The sequence below is a fragment of the Hydrogenophaga sp. UC242_50 genome (assembly GCF_042697355.1).
GTDB lineage: Bacteria > Pseudomonadota > Gammaproteobacteria > Burkholderiales > Burkholderiaceae_C > Hydrogenophaga.
In genome coordinates, this window is record NZ_CP170553.1 from 621,999 (window position 1) to 641,187 (window position 19,189).

At 69.6% G+C, this 19,189-nt stretch carries 18 protein-coding genes, 3 pseudogenes and 1 riboswitch; of the genes and pseudogenes, 12 read left to right on the top strand and 9 right to left on the bottom strand.

Annotated features, from left to right (window positions below; genetic code table 11):
* Positions 1–47: 47 nt before the first annotated feature.
* A complete protein-coding gene (locus ACFJGX_RS03225; RefSeq protein WP_382322732.1) occupies positions 48–1,124 on the top strand; it encodes a porin in 1,077 nt (358 codons plus the stop codon).
* Between the two features lie 15 nt (positions 1,125–1,139).
* Here the strand turns inward: ACFJGX_RS03225 and ACFJGX_RS03230 are convergent, their stop codons facing one another.
* Positions 1,140–2,051, bottom strand: coding sequence for a LysR family transcriptional regulator (locus ACFJGX_RS03230; RefSeq protein ID WP_382322731.1), 912 nt, complete (start codon positions 2,049–2,051; stop codon positions 1,140–1,142).
* A 155-nt stretch (positions 2,052–2,206) separates the two neighbouring features.
* Between ACFJGX_RS03230 and ACFJGX_RS03235 the strand changes: the two genes are divergently transcribed.
* Positions 2,207–3,646: an NAD-dependent succinate-semialdehyde dehydrogenase gene (locus tag ACFJGX_RS03235; RefSeq protein WP_382327725.1), complete on the top strand. Its 1,440-nt coding sequence runs from the start codon at positions 2,207–2,209 to the stop codon at positions 3,644–3,646.
* A 17-nt stretch (positions 3,647–3,663) separates the two neighbouring features.
* Here the strand turns inward: ACFJGX_RS03235 and ACFJGX_RS03240 are convergent, their stop codons facing one another.
* Positions 3,664–3,933, bottom strand: a complete 270-nt coding sequence (locus ACFJGX_RS03240) for a helix-turn-helix transcriptional regulator (protein ID WP_382327727.1) — start codon at positions 3,931–3,933, stop codon at positions 3,664–3,666.
* 129 nt (positions 3,934–4,062) lie between these two features.
* Here ACFJGX_RS03240 and ACFJGX_RS03245 point away from each other — a divergent pair, with 129 nt between their 5' ends.
* Positions 4,063–4,470 carry a hypothetical protein gene (locus tag ACFJGX_RS03245; protein WP_382322730.1) on the top strand — a complete coding sequence of 136 codons (408 nt, stop codon included), beginning with the start codon at positions 4,063–4,065 and terminating at the stop codon, positions 4,468–4,470.
* Between the two features lie 26 nt (positions 4,471–4,496).
* Here the strand turns inward: ACFJGX_RS03245 and ACFJGX_RS03250 are convergent, their stop codons facing one another.
* The 3 genes from ACFJGX_RS03250 to metH all read right to left on the bottom strand — a co-directional run bounded on the left by ACFJGX_RS03250 (position 4,497) and on the right by metH (position 7,944).
* Positions 4,497–4,895 (bottom strand): DoxX family protein, encoded by a 399-nt coding sequence (locus ACFJGX_RS03250; RefSeq protein ID WP_291120091.1) that lies wholly within the window; start codon positions 4,893–4,895, stop codon positions 4,497–4,499.
* 116 nt (positions 4,896–5,011) lie between these two features.
* On the bottom strand, positions 5,012–5,236 hold the full coding sequence (locus ACFJGX_RS03255; RefSeq protein WP_291120089.1) for a hypothetical protein: 225 nt from the start codon (positions 5,234–5,236) through the stop codon (positions 5,012–5,014).
* Between the two features lie 11 nt (positions 5,237–5,247).
* Positions 5,248–7,944, bottom strand: a complete 2,697-nt coding sequence (gene metH, locus ACFJGX_RS03260) for a methionine synthase (protein ID WP_382325818.1) — start codon at positions 7,942–7,944, stop codon at positions 5,248–5,250.
* 78 nt (positions 7,945–8,022) lie between these two features.
* A riboswitch (S-adenosyl-L-homocysteine riboswitch) is annotated at positions 8,023–8,119 on the bottom strand.
* Between the two features lie 67 nt (positions 8,120–8,186).
* Here metH and ACFJGX_RS03265 point away from each other — a divergent pair.
* The gene (locus ACFJGX_RS03265; RefSeq protein ID WP_382322729.1) at positions 8,187–9,791 is read left to right on the top strand and encodes a sigma-54 interaction domain-containing protein; all 1,605 of its coding nucleotides are present in this window, start codon (positions 8,187–8,189) and stop codon (positions 9,789–9,791) included.
* A 90-nt stretch (positions 9,792–9,881) separates the two neighbouring features.
* Here ACFJGX_RS03265 and ACFJGX_RS03270 read toward each other — a convergent pair whose 3' ends face one another.
* Positions 9,882–10,040, bottom strand: a complete 159-nt coding sequence (locus tag ACFJGX_RS03270) for a hypothetical protein (protein WP_382322728.1) — start codon at positions 10,038–10,040, stop codon at positions 9,882–9,884.
* On the opposite strand from ACFJGX_RS03270, the gene ACFJGX_RS03275 reads away from it, so the two are divergent.
* The 5 genes and pseudogenes from ACFJGX_RS03275 (at position 10,033) to ACFJGX_RS03295 (ending at position 13,997) form a co-directional block, all read left to right on the top strand.
* Positions 10,033–10,923 carry a sulfurtransferase gene (locus ACFJGX_RS03275; RefSeq protein WP_382322727.1) on the top strand — a complete coding sequence of 297 codons (891 nt, stop codon included), beginning with the start codon at positions 10,033–10,035 and terminating at the stop codon, positions 10,921–10,923. The two genes, ACFJGX_RS03270 and ACFJGX_RS03275, sit on opposite strands and share 8 nt — an antisense overlap.
* A 36-nt stretch (positions 10,924–10,959) precedes the next feature.
* A pseudogene (locus tag ACFJGX_RS03280) lies at positions 10,960–11,533 on the top strand (OsmC family protein).
* Positions 11,534–11,582: 49 nt separating this feature from the next.
* Positions 11,583–12,734 (top strand): acyl-CoA dehydrogenase family protein, encoded by a 1,152-nt coding sequence (locus ACFJGX_RS03285; RefSeq protein WP_382327729.1) that lies wholly within the window; start codon positions 11,583–11,585, stop codon positions 12,732–12,734.
* 35 nt (positions 12,735–12,769) lie between these two features.
* A pseudogene (locus ACFJGX_RS03290) lies at positions 12,770–13,360 on the top strand (rubredoxin); the annotation flags it as partial.
* Positions 13,329–13,997, top strand: coding sequence for an FAD-dependent oxidoreductase (locus ACFJGX_RS03295; RefSeq protein ID WP_382328596.1), 669 nt, complete (start codon positions 13,329–13,331; stop codon positions 13,995–13,997). The pseudogene ACFJGX_RS03290 and the gene ACFJGX_RS03295, both read left to right, overlap by 32 nt.
* A 23-nt stretch (positions 13,998–14,020) precedes the next feature.
* Here the strand turns inward: ACFJGX_RS03295 and ACFJGX_RS03300 are convergent, their stop codons facing one another.
* The gene (locus ACFJGX_RS03300) at positions 14,021–14,422 is read right to left on the bottom strand and encodes a transcriptional regulator (protein ID WP_291115161.1); all 402 of its coding nucleotides are present in this window, start codon (positions 14,420–14,422) and stop codon (positions 14,021–14,023) included.
* 102 nt (positions 14,423–14,524) lie between these two features.
* Between ACFJGX_RS03300 and ACFJGX_RS03305 the strand changes: the two genes are divergently transcribed.
* Positions 14,525–15,295 (top strand): hypothetical protein, encoded by a 771-nt coding sequence (locus ACFJGX_RS03305; RefSeq protein ID WP_382322725.1) that lies wholly within the window; start codon positions 14,525–14,527, stop codon positions 15,293–15,295.
* Positions 15,296–15,301: 6 nt separating this feature from the next.
* On the opposite strand, the gene ACFJGX_RS03310 is transcribed toward ACFJGX_RS03305, so the two are convergent.
* Complete coding sequence (locus tag ACFJGX_RS03310) at positions 15,302–16,348, bottom strand: RNA methyltransferase (protein WP_382322724.1); 1,047 nt, start codon at positions 16,346–16,348, stop codon at positions 15,302–15,304.
* A gap of 24 nt (positions 16,349–16,372) precedes the next feature.
* Entirely contained in the window at positions 16,373–17,278 is a 906-nt protein-coding gene (locus ACFJGX_RS03315; protein ID WP_382322723.1) for a LysR family transcriptional regulator, read from the bottom strand.
* A gap of 87 nt (positions 17,279–17,365) precedes the next feature.
* Here ACFJGX_RS03315 and ACFJGX_RS03320 point away from each other — a divergent pair.
* Positions 17,366–18,240: pseudogene (locus ACFJGX_RS03320) on the top strand (pirin family protein).
* 19 nt (positions 18,241–18,259) lie between these two features.
* On the top strand, positions 18,260–19,129 hold the full coding sequence (locus ACFJGX_RS03325) for a pirin family protein (protein WP_382322721.1): 870 nt from the start codon (positions 18,260–18,262) through the stop codon (positions 19,127–19,129).
* Positions 19,130–19,189: the final 60 nt, after the last annotated feature.

Genomic DNA, 19,189 nt, shown 5'->3' on the forward strand with positions numbered 1-19,189 from the left:
GCTGCCATTCGCGCTCGCCCCGAGCGCTTCCCACGGAAGGAGACAACATGAAGAAGAAGAGTGTGATCGGCGCGTGCCTGCTCGTGCCGCCCCTCGCGTTCGCCCAGGCCCCGGGCGGCACGTCATCGGTCCAGCTGTATGGGCGCCTGGACGCGTCCGTCAACGCCGTGCGCATGTTCGGCACGGCCTTGACGGCCGCCCGCCGCCACACGCTGCTGTCCAGCGACACCTCGCGCTGGGGCGTGCGCGGCACGGAGGATCTGGGCGGTGGGCATCAGGCCTTCTTCAAGCTGGAGCAGGGCTTCAACGCCGACACCGGCACCTTGTCCAGCCCCACGCAGGCCTTCAACCGCGAAACCGTGGTGGGCCTGCGCCACGCCACGCTGGGCAGCCTGGCCCTGGGCAGCCAGTTCACGCCCAGCATCGCGATGTCGCTGCGCATCGACCCGTTCCAGCGCTCGAGCATGGGTGCCATGCAGACGCTGTTCCAGCGCGGGGGGGCGGCGGGCAACCTGGGCTATCCGGTTCAATACAACAACGCGATCCAGTACACCTCGCCCACCGTCGGCGGCTTCGTGGGCCGCGTGATGGTGGCGACCAACGAGGGCGCCTCACCGTTTGGCCATCCCGCCAGCTATGCCCTGGAATACGCCCAGGGCGCGCTGTACGTCGGCGCCGTCTACGACCGCCTGAACACCACCGGCGCCTCGGCGGGCCAGCCCGGGCGGGCCTCGGTCTCCACCGACACGGTCAGCCTGGGCGCGAGCTACGACTTCCGGGTGGCGAAGCTGTACGGCTATCTCACCAAATCCGATGTCGATGGCTCGTTCGGCATGCGCGGCGGCTCCGTCGGCGTCAAGGTGCCGGTGGGGCCGGGTGAAATCAACGCCACCTACCAGGTGCGCAACGTCGACGACGCCGCCGGCTCGGACGCGCGCCTGTGGGCGGTGCAGTACCTGCAACCCCTGTCCCGGCGCACCTCGGTGTACGTGAGCGTCGCCCACCAGCGCAACGACGGTGCGGCCGCGTTCGGCCTGTGGCCCAGCCGCGCCGACGCGGGCGGCAGCCCGGCCGCGGGCGCGGACGTCCGCGGGGTCCAGATCGGCATGCGCCACGTCTTCTGACCCGGGCGGAAAGGCTCAGGGCCTGACCCCCAGGGCCAGCGCGCGCGCGCACGAGCGGCACATGGCGACGAAGGCCTGGGCCGCTGGCGAGAGCGGGGGCTCGCGGCGGTAGACCACGCTGTTGACATAGCGCGGCACCGCCTCCCGCAGCTTGAGGGTCGCGAGTCCGTCGCCCATGAGACCGCGGTCGATCATCACGGCCGGGATGACGGCCATCCAGTCGGTGCCGCGCACCAGGGCCGCCAGCTGGGTCAGGGACTCGCACGTGGCCGCGATGAGGGGCGCCGGCAACCCGTGCTCGATGTGGTACTGCGTCACCGTGCCACCCGGGCCGCCCGGCGAGCCCAGCAGCACCCATTCGGTCTCGAGCAGCTCGCGGATGGAATCGGCGCCCGCCAGCGGGTGGTCTTCCCGGGCGATCACGGCCAGATCGCTGCGGAACAGCTCCACGCTCGTCAGGTTCGGTGACACGCCTTCGCCAGGCACCGCCGTGATCGCGAGTTCCACCTTGCCCTGTTGCAAGGCGGACTCCAGGTGCTCGTACACCCCGCTGGTCAGGTTCAGCCGCACGTCGGGGAAACGCTTGTGGAAGTCCGGCACCACGTGGTGCAACAGGGTCGCGGTCGGCGTGGGGCCCAGGCCAATGCTGAGGTGACCGCCGCTCTTGCCACGCAGGCGATCGGCGTCGCTGAGGATCTGGCGCGACTCGCGATCGACGATCTGCGCGCGCTCGTAGATCTGCCGGCCCTCCGCCGTCAAGGTGATCCCATGGGTCGATCGCACGATCAGCCGCAGCTTCAGCTCGTTTTCAAGCGCCTGGATGCTGGTGGTCAAGCCCGCCTGGGACACGTCGAGCTCTCGCGCGGCTCTGCGAAAACTGCCAAACTCGACAATGGCCAGGAAAGTTCGCAGCTGCTGAAGTGTCATGTCGTGATCACCGCAGGAAGCGGCCCGGGAATTATCGCGGACAAGCGCACGCGATAAGGCTCGAGATTTCCCGCATGCCACCGTGCCCGCGCGGCCATTCGACTGCTGTTAAGGTTCCGCTTTCACCGCCGCTTTCACCGCTTCAGGAGACTTCCTTGACGTACCCCAACACCCAACTCTTCATCCAAGGCCATTGGCGCGATGCCCAAGCGGGCGAGACGCTGGCCGTGTTCAACCCGGCGACCGGCAAGGAAATCGGGCGCGTGGCGCACGCGCGCCAGGCCGATCTGGACCTGGCCCTGGCCGCCGCGCAGAAGGGCTTCGAAACCTGGCGCGACACGCCGGCCATCGAGCGCGCCAAGGTGATGCGCGCGGCCGCCGGCCTGATGCGCGAGCGCGCCGGCGCCATCGCCCGCCTGCTCACGCAGGAGCAGGGCAAGCCGCTGGCCGAGGCCAAGGGCGAGGCCATGGCCGCCGCCGACATCCTGGAGTGGTTCGCCGACGAAGGCCTGCGCGTCTACGGCCGCATCGTGCCCTCGCGCGGCAACCTGGCCCTGCGCCAGATGGTGCTGAAAGACCCGGTCGGCCCGGTGGCCGCGTTCACGCCCTGGAACTTCCCCATCAACCAGGTCGTGCGCAAGCTCGCGGCGGCGCTGGCCACGGGCTGCTCCATGATCGTCAAGGCGCCCGAAGAAACCCCGGCCGCGCCGGCCGAACTGGTGCGCGCCTTCGCCGACGCCGGCCTGCCCGCGGGCGTGCTCGGCCTGGTCTACGGCACGCCGTCCGAGATCTCCAGCTACCTGATCGCGCACCCGGTCATCCGCAAGATCACCTTCACCGGCTCCACGCCGGTGGGCAAGCAACTCGCGGCCATGGCCGGCCAGCACATGAAGCGCGTGACCATGGAGCTGGGCGGGCACGCACCGGTGATCGTGGCGGAAGACGCCGACGTGGCCCTGGCCGTGAAGACCGCGGGCGGCGCCAAGTTCCGCAACGCGGGCCAGGTCTGCATCTCGCCCACGCGTTTCCTGGTGCACGAGAGCATCGCCAAGGAGTTCTCGGCCGCGCTTGTCAAACACGCGGCCGGCCTCGCGGTGGGCGACGGCACGGCCGAGGGCACGCAGATGGGCCCGCTGGCCAACCCGCGCCGCGTCACGGCCATGGCCGAGTTCACCAAGGACGCCGTGGAGCGCGGCGCCACGCTGGCCACCGGCGGCGAGCGCATCGGCGACGAAGGCAACTTCTGGCGGCCCACCATCCTCACCGACGTGCCACTCGAAGCCCGCGTGTTCAACGACGAGCCCTTCGGCCCCATGGCCGCCGTGCGCAGCTTCAACACCCTGGACGAAGCCATCGCCGAAGCCAACCGCCTGCCCTACGGCCTGGCCGGCTACGCCTTCACGCGCTCGCTGAAAAACGCCGACCTGCTCGCGCGCCGGGTGGAAGTGGGCATGCTGTGGGTCAACATGCCCGCGATGCCCTCGGCGGAAATGCCGTTCGGCGGCATCAAGGATTCGGGCTACGGCTCCGAAGGCGGTCCCGAGGCCATGGAGGCCTACCTGAACTCGCGCGCCGTGGCGATCATGAACGTCTGATCGCTCGATGCGAAGGCCTAGGAACCCGGGTTCCTGGGCCTGGCCACCGGCGCCAGCAACTGATGCGCCTGCAGGCCGAACACGTGGGCAATGCGCTCCACGTTGTCCAGTGAAATGTTGCGCGCCTGCCGTTCCACGTGGCCGATGAACGTGCGGTGCAACCCGGCCTCATGGGCCAGGTCTTCCTGGGACCAGCCCCGCTCGGCGCGCAGCCGGATCATGTTCAGGGCCAGGGCCTCTCGGGCCGAAATGAGGGTTGGGGGAGCGCTGGCCGATGAACGAGACATCGCTCAAGTCTCTGGCTGTGACGTGTTTGAGTCAGCCTCCTTTAAGTCACATTATGATGCGCATACCGCAATGTCAGTCGCTGCACGCGAATTCCAGAAGAACTCGCGTGCAGCCGCAAGGAGATGTGTATGGGCTTTTTTTCAGGAGCGCCGGAAGTGTTCCGAAGGCGCAAGGCCGAAGCGGCCATTCAAACGCAGTTTGAACTGTGCCGCAACATGGGTGTCTCTCTGGGTCGCCCAGCGACCCTGGCCCGGCAGGTCGTTGAACTCGCATTCAACGACCTGCCGGGATTGTCCGATGGACGCCTCCAGGGCTGGGCCCTGACGACCACTGTGCTGGTCATGGCGTTCATGCGCAAGGAATCGCCTCAGGCAATGCGCATTCTCTGCGCCGTGGCATTGACCAGGATGCTGCTGGCGGCGAGCGATGAGGGCTCGCTGTGCGCCCTCTCCCTGGAAGAGGAAGCGCTGCTGCAAACTGCCCAGGAACTGATCCTGCAGTTCAACGCACAGCAGCGGATCACGTCAGACCTGTGATGGGGCTTGGCGCCCCGCCAACCTCCTCACTTGTTCGGGCCGATGCGGTGCGTGAAGGCAACGACCAGCGCGGTCACGAAGAAGAAGGCCTGCAGTTCCAGGCGCCAGCCGCCGGTGTTGGTGAGATCGAACCAGTGGCCCATGTGCGCCAAGCCCACGGCGAAGGCCATGTTGATCGCGATGACCAGGGCCGCCGGCACCACCCACACGCCCGCGAGCAGGAACAGCGGCGCCACGAACTCGCCCAGGTACACGCCATAGGCGAGGAAGCCGGGCAGGCCCTTGGCGACCAGCATGCCTTCGATGCCGCCCACGCCGCCGGTGATCTTGGCCCAGCCGTGCAGCACCATCAGGAGCGCGAGCGTCCAGCGCAACAGGATGACGCCGAGCCGGGGGTGGTTGAAAAGGTTGTTGAGCAGGTTCATGGTGAAAAGGTTTTAAGAAGCCAACATCAAAAAGGGGATGTACGGAAGGCAGAGCCGCCGCCGCATGAGGAGGTTCCCGGCGCGCCGCCATGGCGCCCCGTGACAAGGTCGGTGACCTACTGGCGCTTCCAATGCCTGTACCCGCGCCATCCCCACACCGCCAGGCACCCGGCGCCCAACACCAGCGCCAGCCAGCCCAGGCCCGCCGAGCCCGCGACGATGTCCCGCAGCGCCGGCGACTGGAGGCGGTGGGGTGCGATCAGCACGATCAGGCCAATGGCGGCGAGCAACACGCCTTTCCAAAGCAGATCGTCGTTGGGCCGTGGGTTCTTCGACGTCATCGTCTCCGTCCTCACAGGTTCGGCGCCAGCCAGCGCTGCAGCTCGTTGCGCGCCACGGCGCTGCGCTCGGCCAGGTCGTCCACCTGGTCGTCGCCGATCTTGCCGACGTTGAAGTAGGTGCTCTGCGGGTGGGCGAGGTAGAAGCCGCTCACGCTGGCCGCCGGGGTCATGGCCAGGCTTTCGGTCAGGCCCATGCCGATGTCCTCGCACTGCAGCACGTCGAACATCGCGCGCTTGACGGAGTGGTCCGGGCAGGCGGGGTAGCCCGGCGCCGGGCGGATGCCCTGGTACTTTTCCTTGATCAGCTCTTCGTTGCTCAGCGCCTCGTCGGCCGCGTAGCCCCAGAGGTCGGTGCGCACGCGGTGGTGCATGCACTCGGCCAGCGCCTCGGCCATGCGGTCGGCCAGGGCCTTGAGCATGATGGCGGAGTAGTCGTCGAGGTCGTCGAGGAACTGCTTTTCCTTCTTCTCCACCCCCAGGCCGGCGGTCACGGCGAACATGCCCACGTAGTCGTTGGCCTCGCCCTGGGGCGCGACGAAATCGGCCAGGCAGCGGCTGGGGCGCATCACGCCGTCGATCTCGTGCTTCTCGGCCTGTTGGCGCAGGCCGTGCCAGGTCAACGCGACTTCGCGGCGGCTCTCGTCGGTGTAGAGCTCAATGTCGTCGTCGTGCACGCTGTTGGCCGGGTACAGGCCCACCACCGCGCTGGCGCTGAGCCAGCGGCCTTCAATGAGGCGCTGCAGCATGCGCTTGCCGTCGCTGAACACGCGCCGCGCTTCTTCGCCCACCACCTCGTCCTTCAGGATCTCGGGGAAGGGGCCGGCCAGGTCCCAGGTCTGGAAGAACGGGGCCCAGTCGATGTACTTGGCGATCTCGTGCAGGTCGAAGTTCTTGAACACGCGCTTGCCGATGAACTTGGGCTTCTGCGGCGTGTAGGCCTTCCAGTCGATCGGCGTCTTGTTCAGGCGCGCGCGCTCCAGCGGCCACAGCGGCACCTGTTTCTTGTTGGCGTGCTGGGTGCGCACGCGCTCGTAGTCGGCATTGACCTCGGCGATGTAGGCCGCGGCCTGGTCGGACAGCAGGCCCTGCGCCACGCTCACGCTGCGCGAGGCGTCGGGCACGTAGACCACCGGGCCGTCGTAATGCGGCGCGATCTTCACCGCGGTGTGCACGCGGCTGGTGGTGGCGCCACCGATCAGCAGCGGGATGCCCCGGCCGCGGAAGTGTTCGTCCTTCTGCATCTCGCCGGCCACGTACTGCATCTCTTCCAGGCTGGGCGTGATCAGGCCCGAGAGGCCCACGATGTCGGCGCCCTCGGCCTTGGCGATGGCCAGGATCTCGTGGCAGGGCACCATCACGCCCATGTTCACGACCTCGTAGTTGTTGCACTGGAGCACGACGGTGACGATGTTCTTGCCGATGTCGTGCACGTCGCCCTTGACGGTGGCGATCACGATCTTGCCCTTGGGCTTCACGTCGCCGCCGGCCGCCTGCAGGGCCAGTTTCTCGGCCTCGATGTAGGGCAGCAGGTGCGCCACGGCCTGCTTCATCACGCGCGCGCTCTTCACCACCTGCGGCAGGAACATCTTGCCCTGGCCGAACAGGTCGCCGACCACGTTCATGCCGTCCATCAGCGGGCCTTCGATCACGTTGAGCGGGCGGCCGCCGCCGGCCTCGATCTCGCGCCACATCTCTTCGGTGTCTTCGGTGATGAAGTCGTTGATGCCGCGCACCAGCGCGTGGCTCAGCCGCTCGCGGATCGGCAGCGCGCGCCATTCGTTCTTCTTGCTGTCGTCCTTGGCCGAGCCCTTGGCGCTCTCGGCCACCTCCACCAGGCGCTCGCCCGCATCGGGCCGGCGGTTGAGCACCACGTCTTCCACGCGCTCGCGCAGCTCGGGCTCGAGCTCGTCGTACACGCCCACCATGCCGGCGTTGACGATGCCCATGTCCATGCCGGCCTGGATCGCGTGGTACAGGAACACGGTGTGGATGGCCTCGCGCACCGGGTCGTTGCCGCGGAAGCTGAACGACACGTTGGACACGCCGCCGCTGACCTTGGCGCCCGGCAGGTGCTGCTTGATCCAGCGCGTGGCGTTGATGAAGTCCACCGCGTAGTTGTTGTGTTCCTCGATGCCGGTGGCGATGGCGAAGATGTTGGGGTCGAAGATGATGTCTTCGGGCGGGAAGCCCACCTCATCGACCAGCACGCGGTAGGCGCGTTCGCAGATCTCGACCTTGCGTTCGTAGGTGTCGGCCTGGCCTTTTTCGTCGAAGGCCATGACCACGGCGGCCGCGCCGTAGCGCTTGACCAGGCGCGCCTGGCGCTTGAACTCGTCCAGGCCTTCCTTCATGGAGATGGAGTTGACGACGCCCTTGCCCTGCACGCAGCGCAGGCCAGCCTCGATCACCTCCCACTTGGAGGAGTCCACCATCACCGGCACGCGCGCGATGTCGGGCTCGCCGGCGATCAGGTTGAGGAAACGCACCATGGCGGCCTTGCTGTCGAGCATGGCCTCGTCCATGTTGACGTCGATGATCTGGGCGCCGTTCTCCACCTGCTGGCGCGCCACGGCCAGCGCGTCTTCGAAGCGCCCCTCGAGGATCATGCGGGCGAAGGCCTTGGAGCCGGTGACGTTGGTGCGCTCGCCCACGTTGACGAACAGGCTGCCCGGCTCGATGCGCAGCGGCTCCAGGCCGGAGAGCAGCATCGGCGGCACGGGGGAAGACGGGGACGGAGAAGCGGATTCGGAGGACATGAGGCTCACCAAGGCAGTTTGCGAAAAACAGACCGGTGAGCGCCGTTTGGGCCTGTTCGCGCCCACTCAAGCCTGACGCACGGTGAGGGCTGAAAAACCCGCCGGCGCTGCAACGCTCCTTGAGAAGCGGCGATTTTAGCTCGCCAGGGCGGGCTTCGCCCGCCATTGGTGCGATGTTTGCTTGCCCCGCGCCCATGCCTTCCAGCCCCAGCGACCCCGACAGCCCCGCAACCGACTGGCACGCCCAGGAGCTGCTGCTCATGCGCGAAGTGATGAAGCTGGTGGGCCGCAGCCTGGCGCCGGCCTTCGTGCTGCGCGAGATGCTGCACCTGATGAGCGAATTGCTGGGCCTGAACCGGGGCCGCATGGTGCTGGCCGGCGAGGCCGCGCCGGGCGAAGAGCGCACGGCCTCGGTGCGCCACGCCTACGGCCTCACGGCCGAGGAGGTGCAGCGCGGCGTGTTCCGCTGGGGCGAGGGCATCACCGGGCGCGTGCTGGCCACCGGCCTGCCCGCGATCGTGCAGGACGTGGACGCCGAACCGCTGTTCCTGTTCCGCACGGTGCCGCGCGATCGCCTGCCGCCGCAGACCGTGGCCTTCATCGCGCTGCCGATCGAGGTCAACGGCGCCACCATCGGCGTGCTGGCCTGCCACCGCATCCGCAGCCGCCAGCGCCACCTCAACGACGATCTGGCGGTGCTGCGCATCCTGGCCACGCTGGCCGGGCAGCTGCTGCGGCTCGAACAGCTGGTGGCCGAGCAGACGCGTCAGCTGCTGGCGCGCAACGCGGCCCTGGCCCGCGCGCTGGACAGCGCCAGCGCCCGCTACGGCCTGATCGGCCGCTCGCCCGCGCTGCTGCAGGCGCTGGGCGAGCTCGAGCGCGTGTCGCAGTCGCAGGCCACGGTGCTGCTGCTGGGCGAGTCGGGCACCGGCAAGGAGCTGTTCGCGCGCGCGGTGCACCTAGCCAGCGGCCGGCACGACCAGCCCTTCATCAAGGTCAACTGCTCGGCGATTCCCGACACGCTGTTCGAGTCCGAGCTGTTCGGTTACGAGCGCGGCGCCTTCACCGGCGCGAACACCGCGCGCGCGGGCTGGTTCGAGCAGGCCCACGGCGGCACCATCTTCCTCGACGAGATCGGCGAGCTGCCGCTGGCCATGCAGTCCAAGCTGCTGCGAACCCTGCAGGAAGGCACGCTGGTGCGCCTGGGCGGCACGCGCGAGCTGAAGGTGAACGTGCGCCTGGTGGCCGCCACCAACCGCGACCTCGCGCGCGAGGTGCAGGCCGGGCGCTTCCGGCAGGACCTGTACTACCGCCTCAACGTGATCCCGATCCGCCTGCCCAGCCTGCGCGAGCGCGGCGAGGACGTGCGCGCGCTGGCCCTGCACTTCGTGAACCGCGCCAACCAGGCGCACCAGCGCAACGTGAACCTCGCGCCCGACGCGCTGGCCCGGCTGGAAGCGCATGACTGGCCGGGCAACATCCGCGAACTGGGCAACCTGATCGAGCGCCTGGTGCTGCTGGCCGACCACACCCTGGTGACGGCCGCCACGCTGGAGCGTTTCATGCCCCAGGGCACGGCGGCCACCGCCGACGACGATGAGCCGCTGGTGCGCGACTACCAGAGCGCGCAGTCGCACAGCGCGCAGGCCCTGCGCGAGGCGCTGGCCCGGCACCAGGGCAACCAGTCGCGCGCGGCGCAAAGCCTCGGGTTGACGTTGCGCCAGTTCGCCTACAGGATGAAGAAGCTCCCCCCTGCGCCGCCTTCGGCGCCTTCCCCCCGAAGGGGGGACGACACCTGAGGCCCGGCGAAGCCGGTTCCTCGGTGTCTCTGGTTTGCACCTCCCAATGCGTCGACATTGTGTCGACACATTGAAGCGACAAGGATCTGGTCACGGATGGCAGCGCTCTATTTTCAATAGCATCAAACTCAATGAAAACAATGACTTGACAGCCATTTCAGGCAACTTCACGAGGCTGGCACGCGGGTTGCGAAAAGGCACCGCAGGCAATCCCGCCGGCCGCTTTTTTCGTGAGGTTTCCATGAGCATCGACGCCATCCTGATCGCCCCCGCCCAGTTGCAGGCCCTGCAGTCGTCCGAACCCGTGGTGGTCATCGACACCCGCGACGCCGAGACCTACGCCGCCGGCCACATCCCCGGTGCGGTGAACCTGCGCGAGGTCTTCACCTACCTCGCCACCTCCACGCCCGAAGGCCTGCAAGCCCTCAAGGCCACCTTCGCCGCCGCGCTGGGCGCCGCCGGCCTCTCGGGCGAAGAGACCGCCGTGTTCTACGAGGACGCGATGAACAGCGGCTACGGCCAGTCCTGCCGCGGCTACTACCTGCTGACCTGGCTGGGCTACCCCAGGATCAAGGTGCTCAACGGCGGCTTCAGCGCCTGGAAGGCCTCGGGCCTGCCGGTCTCCACCGAGGCCGCCACGCCCACGCCGGCCACCTTCCCCGAGCTGGCGGGCAGCGACGTGATGCTCACCCAGGCCGACGTGCAGGCCGCGCTGGGCACCGACACCGTGCTGCTCGACGTGCGCGACGTGGACGAGTGGATCGGCGACAGCTCCTCGCCCTACGGCAAGGACTTCGCGCCGCGCAAGGGCCGCCTGCCCGGCGCCAAGTGGGTCGAGTGGTACCGCTTCATGAAGCCGTCCGCCCAGGGCCCGGTGTTCAAGACGCCCGACGAGGTGAAGGCCGAGTGCGCCACCGCCGGCATCGCGCCCGACGACACCGTCTACCTCTACTGCTTCAAGGGCGCGCGCGCGTCCAACACCTTCTTGGCCCTCAAACAGGCCGGCTTCAGCGACGTGCGCATGTACTTCGGCTCGTGGAACGAGTGGTCGCGCGACGAGAGCCTGCCGATCGAGACCGGCCTGCCGTTGGCGAAGTCGAGCAAGAAGCCCAGCCTGGCGCTCGCCGCCTGATCTCAACCCTTCCCGTTTTTCAACCCTGGAGACCCCATGTCCGCCACCGACACCCTTGAACCCACCGCCCCCGCCAGCACCACCGTGAAGGCGTGGCTGCGCCCGATCGACGGCGCCGGCCTCGCCGCCTTCGCCGCCAAGGGCAAGGCCAACCCGGCCAGCCGCGGCACCAACAAGGTCCACACCGTGATGGAGGGCCAGTACCGCTCGCTCTCCACCGTGGGCCAGCACGCGCCGGTGGTGGTGGACGAGCCGCTGCACCTGTTCGGTCAGGACACCGCCCCCGCCCCGGGCGAGATCGTGCTCTCGGGCCTGGGCGGCTGCCTGGCCGTGGGCATCACGGCGGTCGCGACCTGGAAGGGCGTGAAGCTCAGCAAGCTCGAGGTCTTCCTCGAGGGCGACATCGGCAACCCCGCCGCCTGGGGCGCCGGTGGCGCGCTCGAGAAGACGCCGCCCGAGATGGGCTTCCAGGCCATCCGCGTGAAGGTGCTGGTGGAGGGCGACGCCCCGCGCGAGGTGCTCGACGAGATCGTGCGGCACGCCAACTTCTACTCGCCCGTTGCGCAACACCCTGCGCAACCCGATCCCGATGACGGTCGACCTGGCCTGAGCGCCGCCGCCTGCCTGCCTGCCTGCCCCTTCAACCTCCTGGACCGCGCATGAACCCGAACGACCTGCCCCGCGAACTGACCCACGAAACAACGGCCGACGCGCTGCTGGCCGCGGTGCGCACCGTGGCGCAAGGCCCGCTGGCCGCGGTGGTGGAAGCCATCGACCGCGAAGGCCACTACCCGCGCGAGGTGCTGCAGCAGCTGGGCGCGCTCGGCGCGCTGGGGGCCCACCTGGACGCACCGGCCGGGCGCGCCGACTACGGCCTGGCGATCCGCGCCATGGCCGAGGTCTCGCGCGTCTGCGGCGCCACCGGCTTCATGGTCTGGTGCCAGCTGGTCTGCGGCCTGTACATGCAGGCCAGCGGCAACCCGGCGCTGGGCGGCGCGGCGCTGCGGGCGCTGGCCAGCGGCGAGGCCCTGGGCGGCACCGCCATGTCCAACCCCATGAAAAGTTATGCGCAGATCGAGAGCCTGCTGCTCAAGGCCACGCCGGTCGAGGGGGGCCACCTGGTCAGCGGCACCCTGCCCTGGGTCAGCAACCTCGGCCCGGGCCACGCCTGCGGCGCGCTCGCGGCGGTGGTGGATGCGCAGGGCGAGCCACTGGGCCACGAGCTGATGTTCCTGCTGCGCTGCGACGCGCCTGGTGTGGAGCTGCGCGAATGCCCGAGCTTCTCGGCCATGGAAGGCACCGGCACCTACGCGCTGCGCCTGAAGGACGTGTTCATCGGCGCGAACGAGCGCATGGCCGAACCGGCCAAACCCTTCATCGCGCGCATCCGCGCGGCCTTCGTGCTGCTCCAGTGCGGCATGGCGGTGGGCGTGGCGCAGGGCGCGATCGACAGCATGTGGGCGGTGGAGGCGCAGCTGGGCCACGTGAACCAGTTTCTCGAAGACCGGCCCGACGCCTTGCAGGCCGAGCTGGACGCGCTGACGGCGCGCGTGATGGCACTCGCCGACACGCCGTTCAACGACAGCGTGGACTTCTTCATCGACGTGCTCGACGCGCGCGCCCACGGCGCCGAGCTGAGCCTGCGCGCCGCGCAGTCGGCCCTGCTGCACCAGGGCGCGCGCGGTTACCTCATGAGCTCGGACGTGCAGCGCCGCGTGCGCGAATCGCACTTCGTGGCCATCGTCACGCCCGCCATCAAGCACCTGCGCAAGGAAATCGCGCGCCTGTCCGCCGAGGTGATGCCGTCATGAACACCGCCCCCTCCTTGTCCCCGGTCACGGCGGCCATGCAGGCGCTCGCGCCCTACCAGACCTACCTCTGCGACGCCTGCGGCTACCTCTACAACGAAGCCGACGGCGACCCCGACGGCGGCCTGCCGCCCGGCACGCGCTACGCCGACATCCCCGACGACTGGGCCTGCCCGCTGTGCGGCGTGACCAAGGCCGACTTCCGGCCTTACACGCCGCCCTCTCTGGAAACCTTGCGCGCCGCCCTGCCCCGCAGCGCGCCGGTGGCCGCGCGCGGTGGCGCGGCCGGCGTGGTGATCGTGGGCGCGGGCCGCGCCGGCTGGCAGATGGCCGAGGCGCTGCGCGCGCTCGACGCGAAGCGGCCGATCACCCTGGTGAGCCAGTGCGCGGGCGACCTGTACGACAAGCCGCTGCTGTCCGTCTCGCTGGCGCGCGGGCTCGCGCCCGACACCCTCGCCAAGGAAAGCGGCCCCGCGGCGGCCGCGCGCCTGAACCTGCGCCTGCTCGCCCACACCCAGGCCGTGCGCATCTGCCCCGACACGCGCACGCTGCGCACCACGCGCGGCGTGCTCCGCTACGACCACCTCGTGCTGGCGCATGGCGCCCAGGCCGCGCTGCCGCCGGCCCTGCCCGCCGCGCTGTGCTGGCGCATCAACCACCTCGACGCCTACCGGCGGCTGCGCGCCGCGCTGGGGAATTCAACGAAGGACGCTGCGCATCGTCGGCGCCGGCCTGATCGGCAGCGAACTCGCCAACGACCTCGCGCTCGGCGGCCACCGCATCACCCTGCTGGACGTGCAGGCCGCACCGCTGGCGCGCTGGCCCGCCGAGCAGGCGGGCGCGCCGCTGCTCGATGCCTGGAAAGACCTGGCCATCCGTTTCGTGGGGGGCGTGCAGGTGGCGCGGCTGGAGCCGGTGGCCGGCCGCTACCGGCTCACCACCGCCTGCGGCCAGCGCTTCGCGGCCGACCAGGTGATCGCCGCCGCCGGCCTGCAGACGCCGACCCGGCTGGCGCGCAGCGCCGGGCTCGCGTGGGACCAGGGCATCGCGGTGGACGCCGCCACGCTGCGCACCAGCGACGACCGCATCCACGCCCTGGGCGACTGCATCGCGGTGAACGGGCAGCCGAGCCGCTTCATCGAACCGATCGCGCGCCAGGCCCGGGCCATCGCGGCCGAGCTCTGCGGCACGGCCCCCGCGCCATACGCACCGCGCGCGGCGGTGGTGCGGGTCAAGACCACCTCGCACCCGCTCACGCTGCACTGAGCTGAGCTGAGCGGTGCGCGCGCTCAGCCCTGGGTCTTCTCGTGCGCCAGCGCGAAGGCGAGGATCACCTCGCGCACCACCTTGCGCTGCCCCACCGGCAGGTTGAGGTAGGCGTCGAACATCTCGCGCTCCTCGAAGCTCAGGGCCTCGTCCCAGCGCTTGCGCTTCTCCTGCACGCGGCGGCGCACATCCGGGCCGTAGCGCAACACCTCGGGCTCCACCTTCAGGATCTCGGCCAGCAGCTGCAGCTTGTCCTGCGCGGGAATGGCCTGGCCCTTGAGCCAGCACGACACCGCCTGAAAGGACACCGAGGTCCCCCAATAGCGGGCATTGAACAGGTTGTGCAGCACGCCGGGCCGGGGCTGCAGACCCACCGCCAGCATGGCTTCGCGCAGCCGTTGAGCGAATTCGAGCTTCTGATTCATGCACCGAACGCTAGTTTTCGGCCGCGCGCGAGATTAATATCCATTTGAGTTTTGAACTCACATCTTGATTGATTTGTTCACATTGTCTCAAGGAGGACAAAGATGACCCAGGCTGTGGCACCCCGCCTCACCCCCACCACCACGGCCCTGCTGCGCTGGTGGTTTGGCCAGGAAGCGATCTGCCTGCGCGGCGGGCAGGGCTTTCATGACCGGCAGCGCCGGGCGATCCAGGACACCCTCATGGCGCACGAAGCGATGGACCCGCACTCGCTGCGGCTGGAGCGGCCCGTGCACCGCCTGGCTTTGACCCAGGGAGAACACCAGATCGAGGTGCTGCTGGCGCTGCTGGTCTGGCAACTGCTGAACCGCAACGACACGCTGGCAGCAGGCACCGACGACGCGCGCTTCACGCACCACTTCATCGCCGTGGCCGCGCATGACCCTGCCCGCGAGCGGCTGCGCCAGGTGTTCTTCGGCCGGCCCCGGCCGGGCGGCCGCGGCCAGCGCGACTTCGGCACGAGCGATCTGGTGCGGCTGAGCCCGCTGCTCGTCCCCACCGCCCGCCACGAGGAGGTCCACGCCTTCGTGCGCGCCAGCGCGTGCCACGGCGCCCCGCTCTTCCACCAGTTCGATGGCGGCGGGGTGATCGCCCTCACCGACGGCCGCCTGGAAGCGCTGGAATGTCTGGCGCGCCTGCCCCATGCCATGCTGTTCGACGACGACACCCGCCCGCCCTACCTGGAGCACTGCGAAGAGGACCGGCACGGCCTGGCCTGGCGCCACCACGTGCGCCGCTTCGCCACCGCGCGGCGCGGTTTTGGCGTGCAGGTGGTGTTCACGCCGCCGCCGGGTCAGGGCCCCGGACAGCCCTGACCGCCCTCAGGCGCTGGGGGTGCCTTGCGCGCGCAGCGGGATCGTGCGGCGCGCGGGTTTTTCCGCCCGCGCGCGCAGCTGGCCGCAGCCGCCTTCCACATCCTGCCCGGCCGACTGCCGCAGCTTGGTGAGGATGCCGCGCCGGTGCAGGCGGCGCGCGATCTCGGCCGCCTGGGCCCAGCTCGGGCGCCGGTACGGCAGGTCGTCCACCGTGTTGTACGGGATCATGTTCAGGATGGCGTACTTGCCGTGCAACAGCCGCACGATGCCCTCGATCTCGTCGTCGCCGTCGTTGATGCCTTCGAGCAGCGTCCACTGGTATTGAATGGGGTAGCCGGTGGCGCGCGCGTAGCGCTCGCCCGCGTCCACCAGTGCCTCGGGCGTGAGGCGGGGCGCGCGCGGCAGCAGCTGCTCGCGCAGACCGGCCTTGGTGGTGTGCAGCGAGAGCGCCAGCGCGGGCTTCACCCGGCCCTGCGGCAAGGCCTCGAACACGCGCGGGTCGCCCACGGTGGAGAACACCAGGTTCTTGTGGCCGATGTTGCCCACGGTGCCCAGCAGGTCGATGGCTTCGAGCACGTTGTCCAGGTTGTGAGCGGGCTCGCCCATGCCCATGAACACCACCTTCTTCACCACGCGGCGCGTGCGCGCCAGCGCCACCTGCGCCACGATCTCGGCGCTGCCGACCTGGCGCACCAGGCCGCCCTGGCCCGTCATGCAGAACACGCAGCCCACCGCGCAACCCACCTGGGTGGACACGCACAGGCCGTCGCGCGGCAGCAGCACGCTCTCCACGGTCTGGCCATCGGCCAGCGCCACCAGCAGGCGCGCCGAACCGTCCTCGCCCGGGTGTTCGGAGCGCAGCACCGCCAGGCCCGCGAGCTCCTCGGCCAGCGCCGGCAAGGCCGCCACCAGCGTCGCGGGCAGGAAATGCTCGACCTGGCGCCGGCCCGCGTCCTGCGGCAGGGCCTGCGACCACAGGCGCAGCACGCGCTGCTCGTGGCGGGGGTTGGCGCCGAGCGCGCGCAGGCGTTGGCGGAGGTGTTCGATGCGCATGGGACGAGAAGCTTAGCGCCGGGCTCAGCGGTCGAACAGCGCGGCCAGGGCCGGCCCGGCTTCGTCGATGAAGTGGCGCAGCTTGGCCGGCACGAAGCGCTGGCCCGGGTAGACGAGGTGGATAGGGTCGGTGCGCGCGTGCCAGCCCGGCAGCAGCGGCACCAGCTGGCCGTGGTCGACCTCGCGCCGGCACACGTAGTCCGGCAACAGGGCCACGCCCTGGGCGTCGAGCGCGAGGCGGCGGATCAGCCGCATGTCGTTGGCGGCGAAGGCGCTGCGCAGCGGCACCTGCACCCGGGCCTTGCCGCGCGAAAGCGTCCAGCTGTCGCGCCCGAGCGGGCTGAAACACAGGGCGGCGTGCTGCGCGAGGTCTTTGGGTTGGCGCAAGGCGGGCGCGCGCGCCAGGTAGTCGGGGTGGGCGAAGGGCGCCCAGCGCGCCTGGCCGATCTGGCGCGCCACCAGGCTGGAATCGGCCAGCTCGCCCGCGCGCAGCGCCAGGTCCAGCCCCTGCTCCACCAGGTCGAGCCGGGCGTCGGAAAACACCAGCTCCACCGCCACGCCGGGGTGGCGCGCGCGGTAGCCGCTCAGGATGCCCAGCAGCTGCTCGTCGCCCATGTCGATCGGCAGCGTGATGCGCAGCAGGCCCTGGGCCTCGTGTTTGCCGGCGTCGAGCTGGGCTTCGGCCTGCAGGATCTCGTCCAGCCCGCGCGCGGCCTGGCGCAGGTAGGCCTGGCCGGCCTCGGTCAGGCGCAGCCGGCGCGTGGTGCGCTGCAGCAGCGTGACGCCCAGGCGCTGCTCCAGCCGCGACACGCGCACGCTCAGCGTGGACGTGGGCATGCCCATGAGCCGCGCGGCGGCGCTGAAACCGCCGGCCTGGGCCACGCGCACGAACACCAGGGTGTCGTTCAGGTCGGGGTGTTGATTGTTCATCTCATTGAAAAATGATTTGTGATCTTACCGGCTTATCAAGGGAACGCCAGCCCGGTACAGTGCTCTTTCATACAGGAGAACACCCCCATGAAAACCGTTTCTTTCATCCAACGCAGCGCCGGCGGCCACTGGGTCGGCGACGGCTTTCCGGTGCGCAGCATCTTTCGTACAACGGCGCGGCGGAGCGCTTCTCGCCCTTCCTGCTGCTGGACTACGGCGGCCCGACGAAATTCGAGCCCACCACGAAGCGCCGGGGCGTGGGCCAGCACCCGCACCGCGGCTTCGAGACCGTGACCATCGTCTACGACGGTGAGGTCTCGCACAGCGATTCCAGCGGCGGCGGCGGCACCATCGGCCCCGGCGAGGTGCAGTGGATGACGGCCGCCTCGGGCATCGTGCACGAGGAGTACCACGGCGAGCACTTCGCGAAACAGGGCGGCCCGTTCGAGATGGTGCAGCTCTGGGTGAACCTGCCCGCGCGCGACAAGATGGCCGCGCCGGGTTACCAGGGCATCACACGCGATCAGATTCCGCAGATCGACCTGCCCGATGGGGCCGGCACGGCGCGCGTGATCGCGGGCGAACTGCTGGGCACGCAAGGCCCGGCCCGCACCTTCACGCCCATGCAGGTCTGGGACCTGCGGCTGAAGGCCGGCCACACCGTGACGCTGCCGGCGGCCGAAGGCCACACCACCGCGCCCTTCGTGCTGCGCGGCCGGCTGCGCCTGGCCGACGGCAAGGAAGTGAGCGCCGCGCAGATGGCCGTGCATTCGCGCGACGGGCAGGACGTGAGCTTCGAGGTGCTGGAAGACGCCACCGTGCTCTGGCTGGCGGGCGAACCGATCGACGAGCCCATCGTGGGGTATGGTCCGTTCGTGATGAACAGCGAGGCCGAGATCCACCAGGCCTTTGCCGACTTCCAGAGCGGCAAGATGGGCCGCATCGCCGGCGCCACGGCCTGAACCCACGAAAGGAAAAGAGATGCTTGAAATGGTGATCACCGCCCGCGAGGCCGACCTGGGCCACGGCCTGAAGGTCCGGCGCGTGCTGCCCTACGCGAAGCGCCGCATGGTCGGCCCGTGGATCTTCGTGGACCACGCCGGGCCGGTGACGCTGGCGGCCGAGGACACGCGCGCCGCCGATGTGCGGCCGCACCCGCACATCGGCCTGTCCACCGTGAGCTACCTGCTCAGCGGCCAGGTCTCGCACCAGGACAGCCTGGGCGTGCACCAGCTCATCAACCCGGGCGACGTGAACTGGATGACGGCCGGGCGCGGCATCTCGCATTCCGAGCGCTTCAAGCACCCGGACTCCTTCGCCGGCGGCGGGCTCGAGCTCATGCAGCTGTGGGTGGCGCTGCCCGAGGCCGATGAAGAAACCGAACCGGCCTTCACCCACTACCCCGCCGCCGACCTGCCGGTGCGCGACGAGGGGGGTGTGTGGATGCGCCTGATCGCGGGCGAGGCCTACGGCATGAAAAGCCCGGTGCGCACGCACTCGCCGCTGTTCTACCTGCACACCGAGTGGCAGCCCGGCGCGCGCCTGGCCCTGCCGGGCGGCCACCGCGAACAGGCGGCCTACGTGGCGCGCGGTGAAGTCGAGTACGGCGGTCAGACCTACGTGCCCGGCCAGCTGCTGGTGTTCGGCGACGACAGCGACGCCGTGATCACCGCGCACACCAAGAGCACGCTGATGATCTTCGGCGGCGAACCGCTGGGCGAGCGCCACATCTTCTGGAACTTCGTGTCCTCGCGCAAGGAACGCATCGAGCAGGCCAAGGCCGACTGGGCCGCCGGCCGCATCCCGCTGCCGCCGGAGGACAACCAGGAGTGGATTCCGCTGCCGGGCTAGCCGGGTCCACGGCAGAAGGGCATCTGGTGTATTCTTACCAAATTAAGATCGATGCACCAG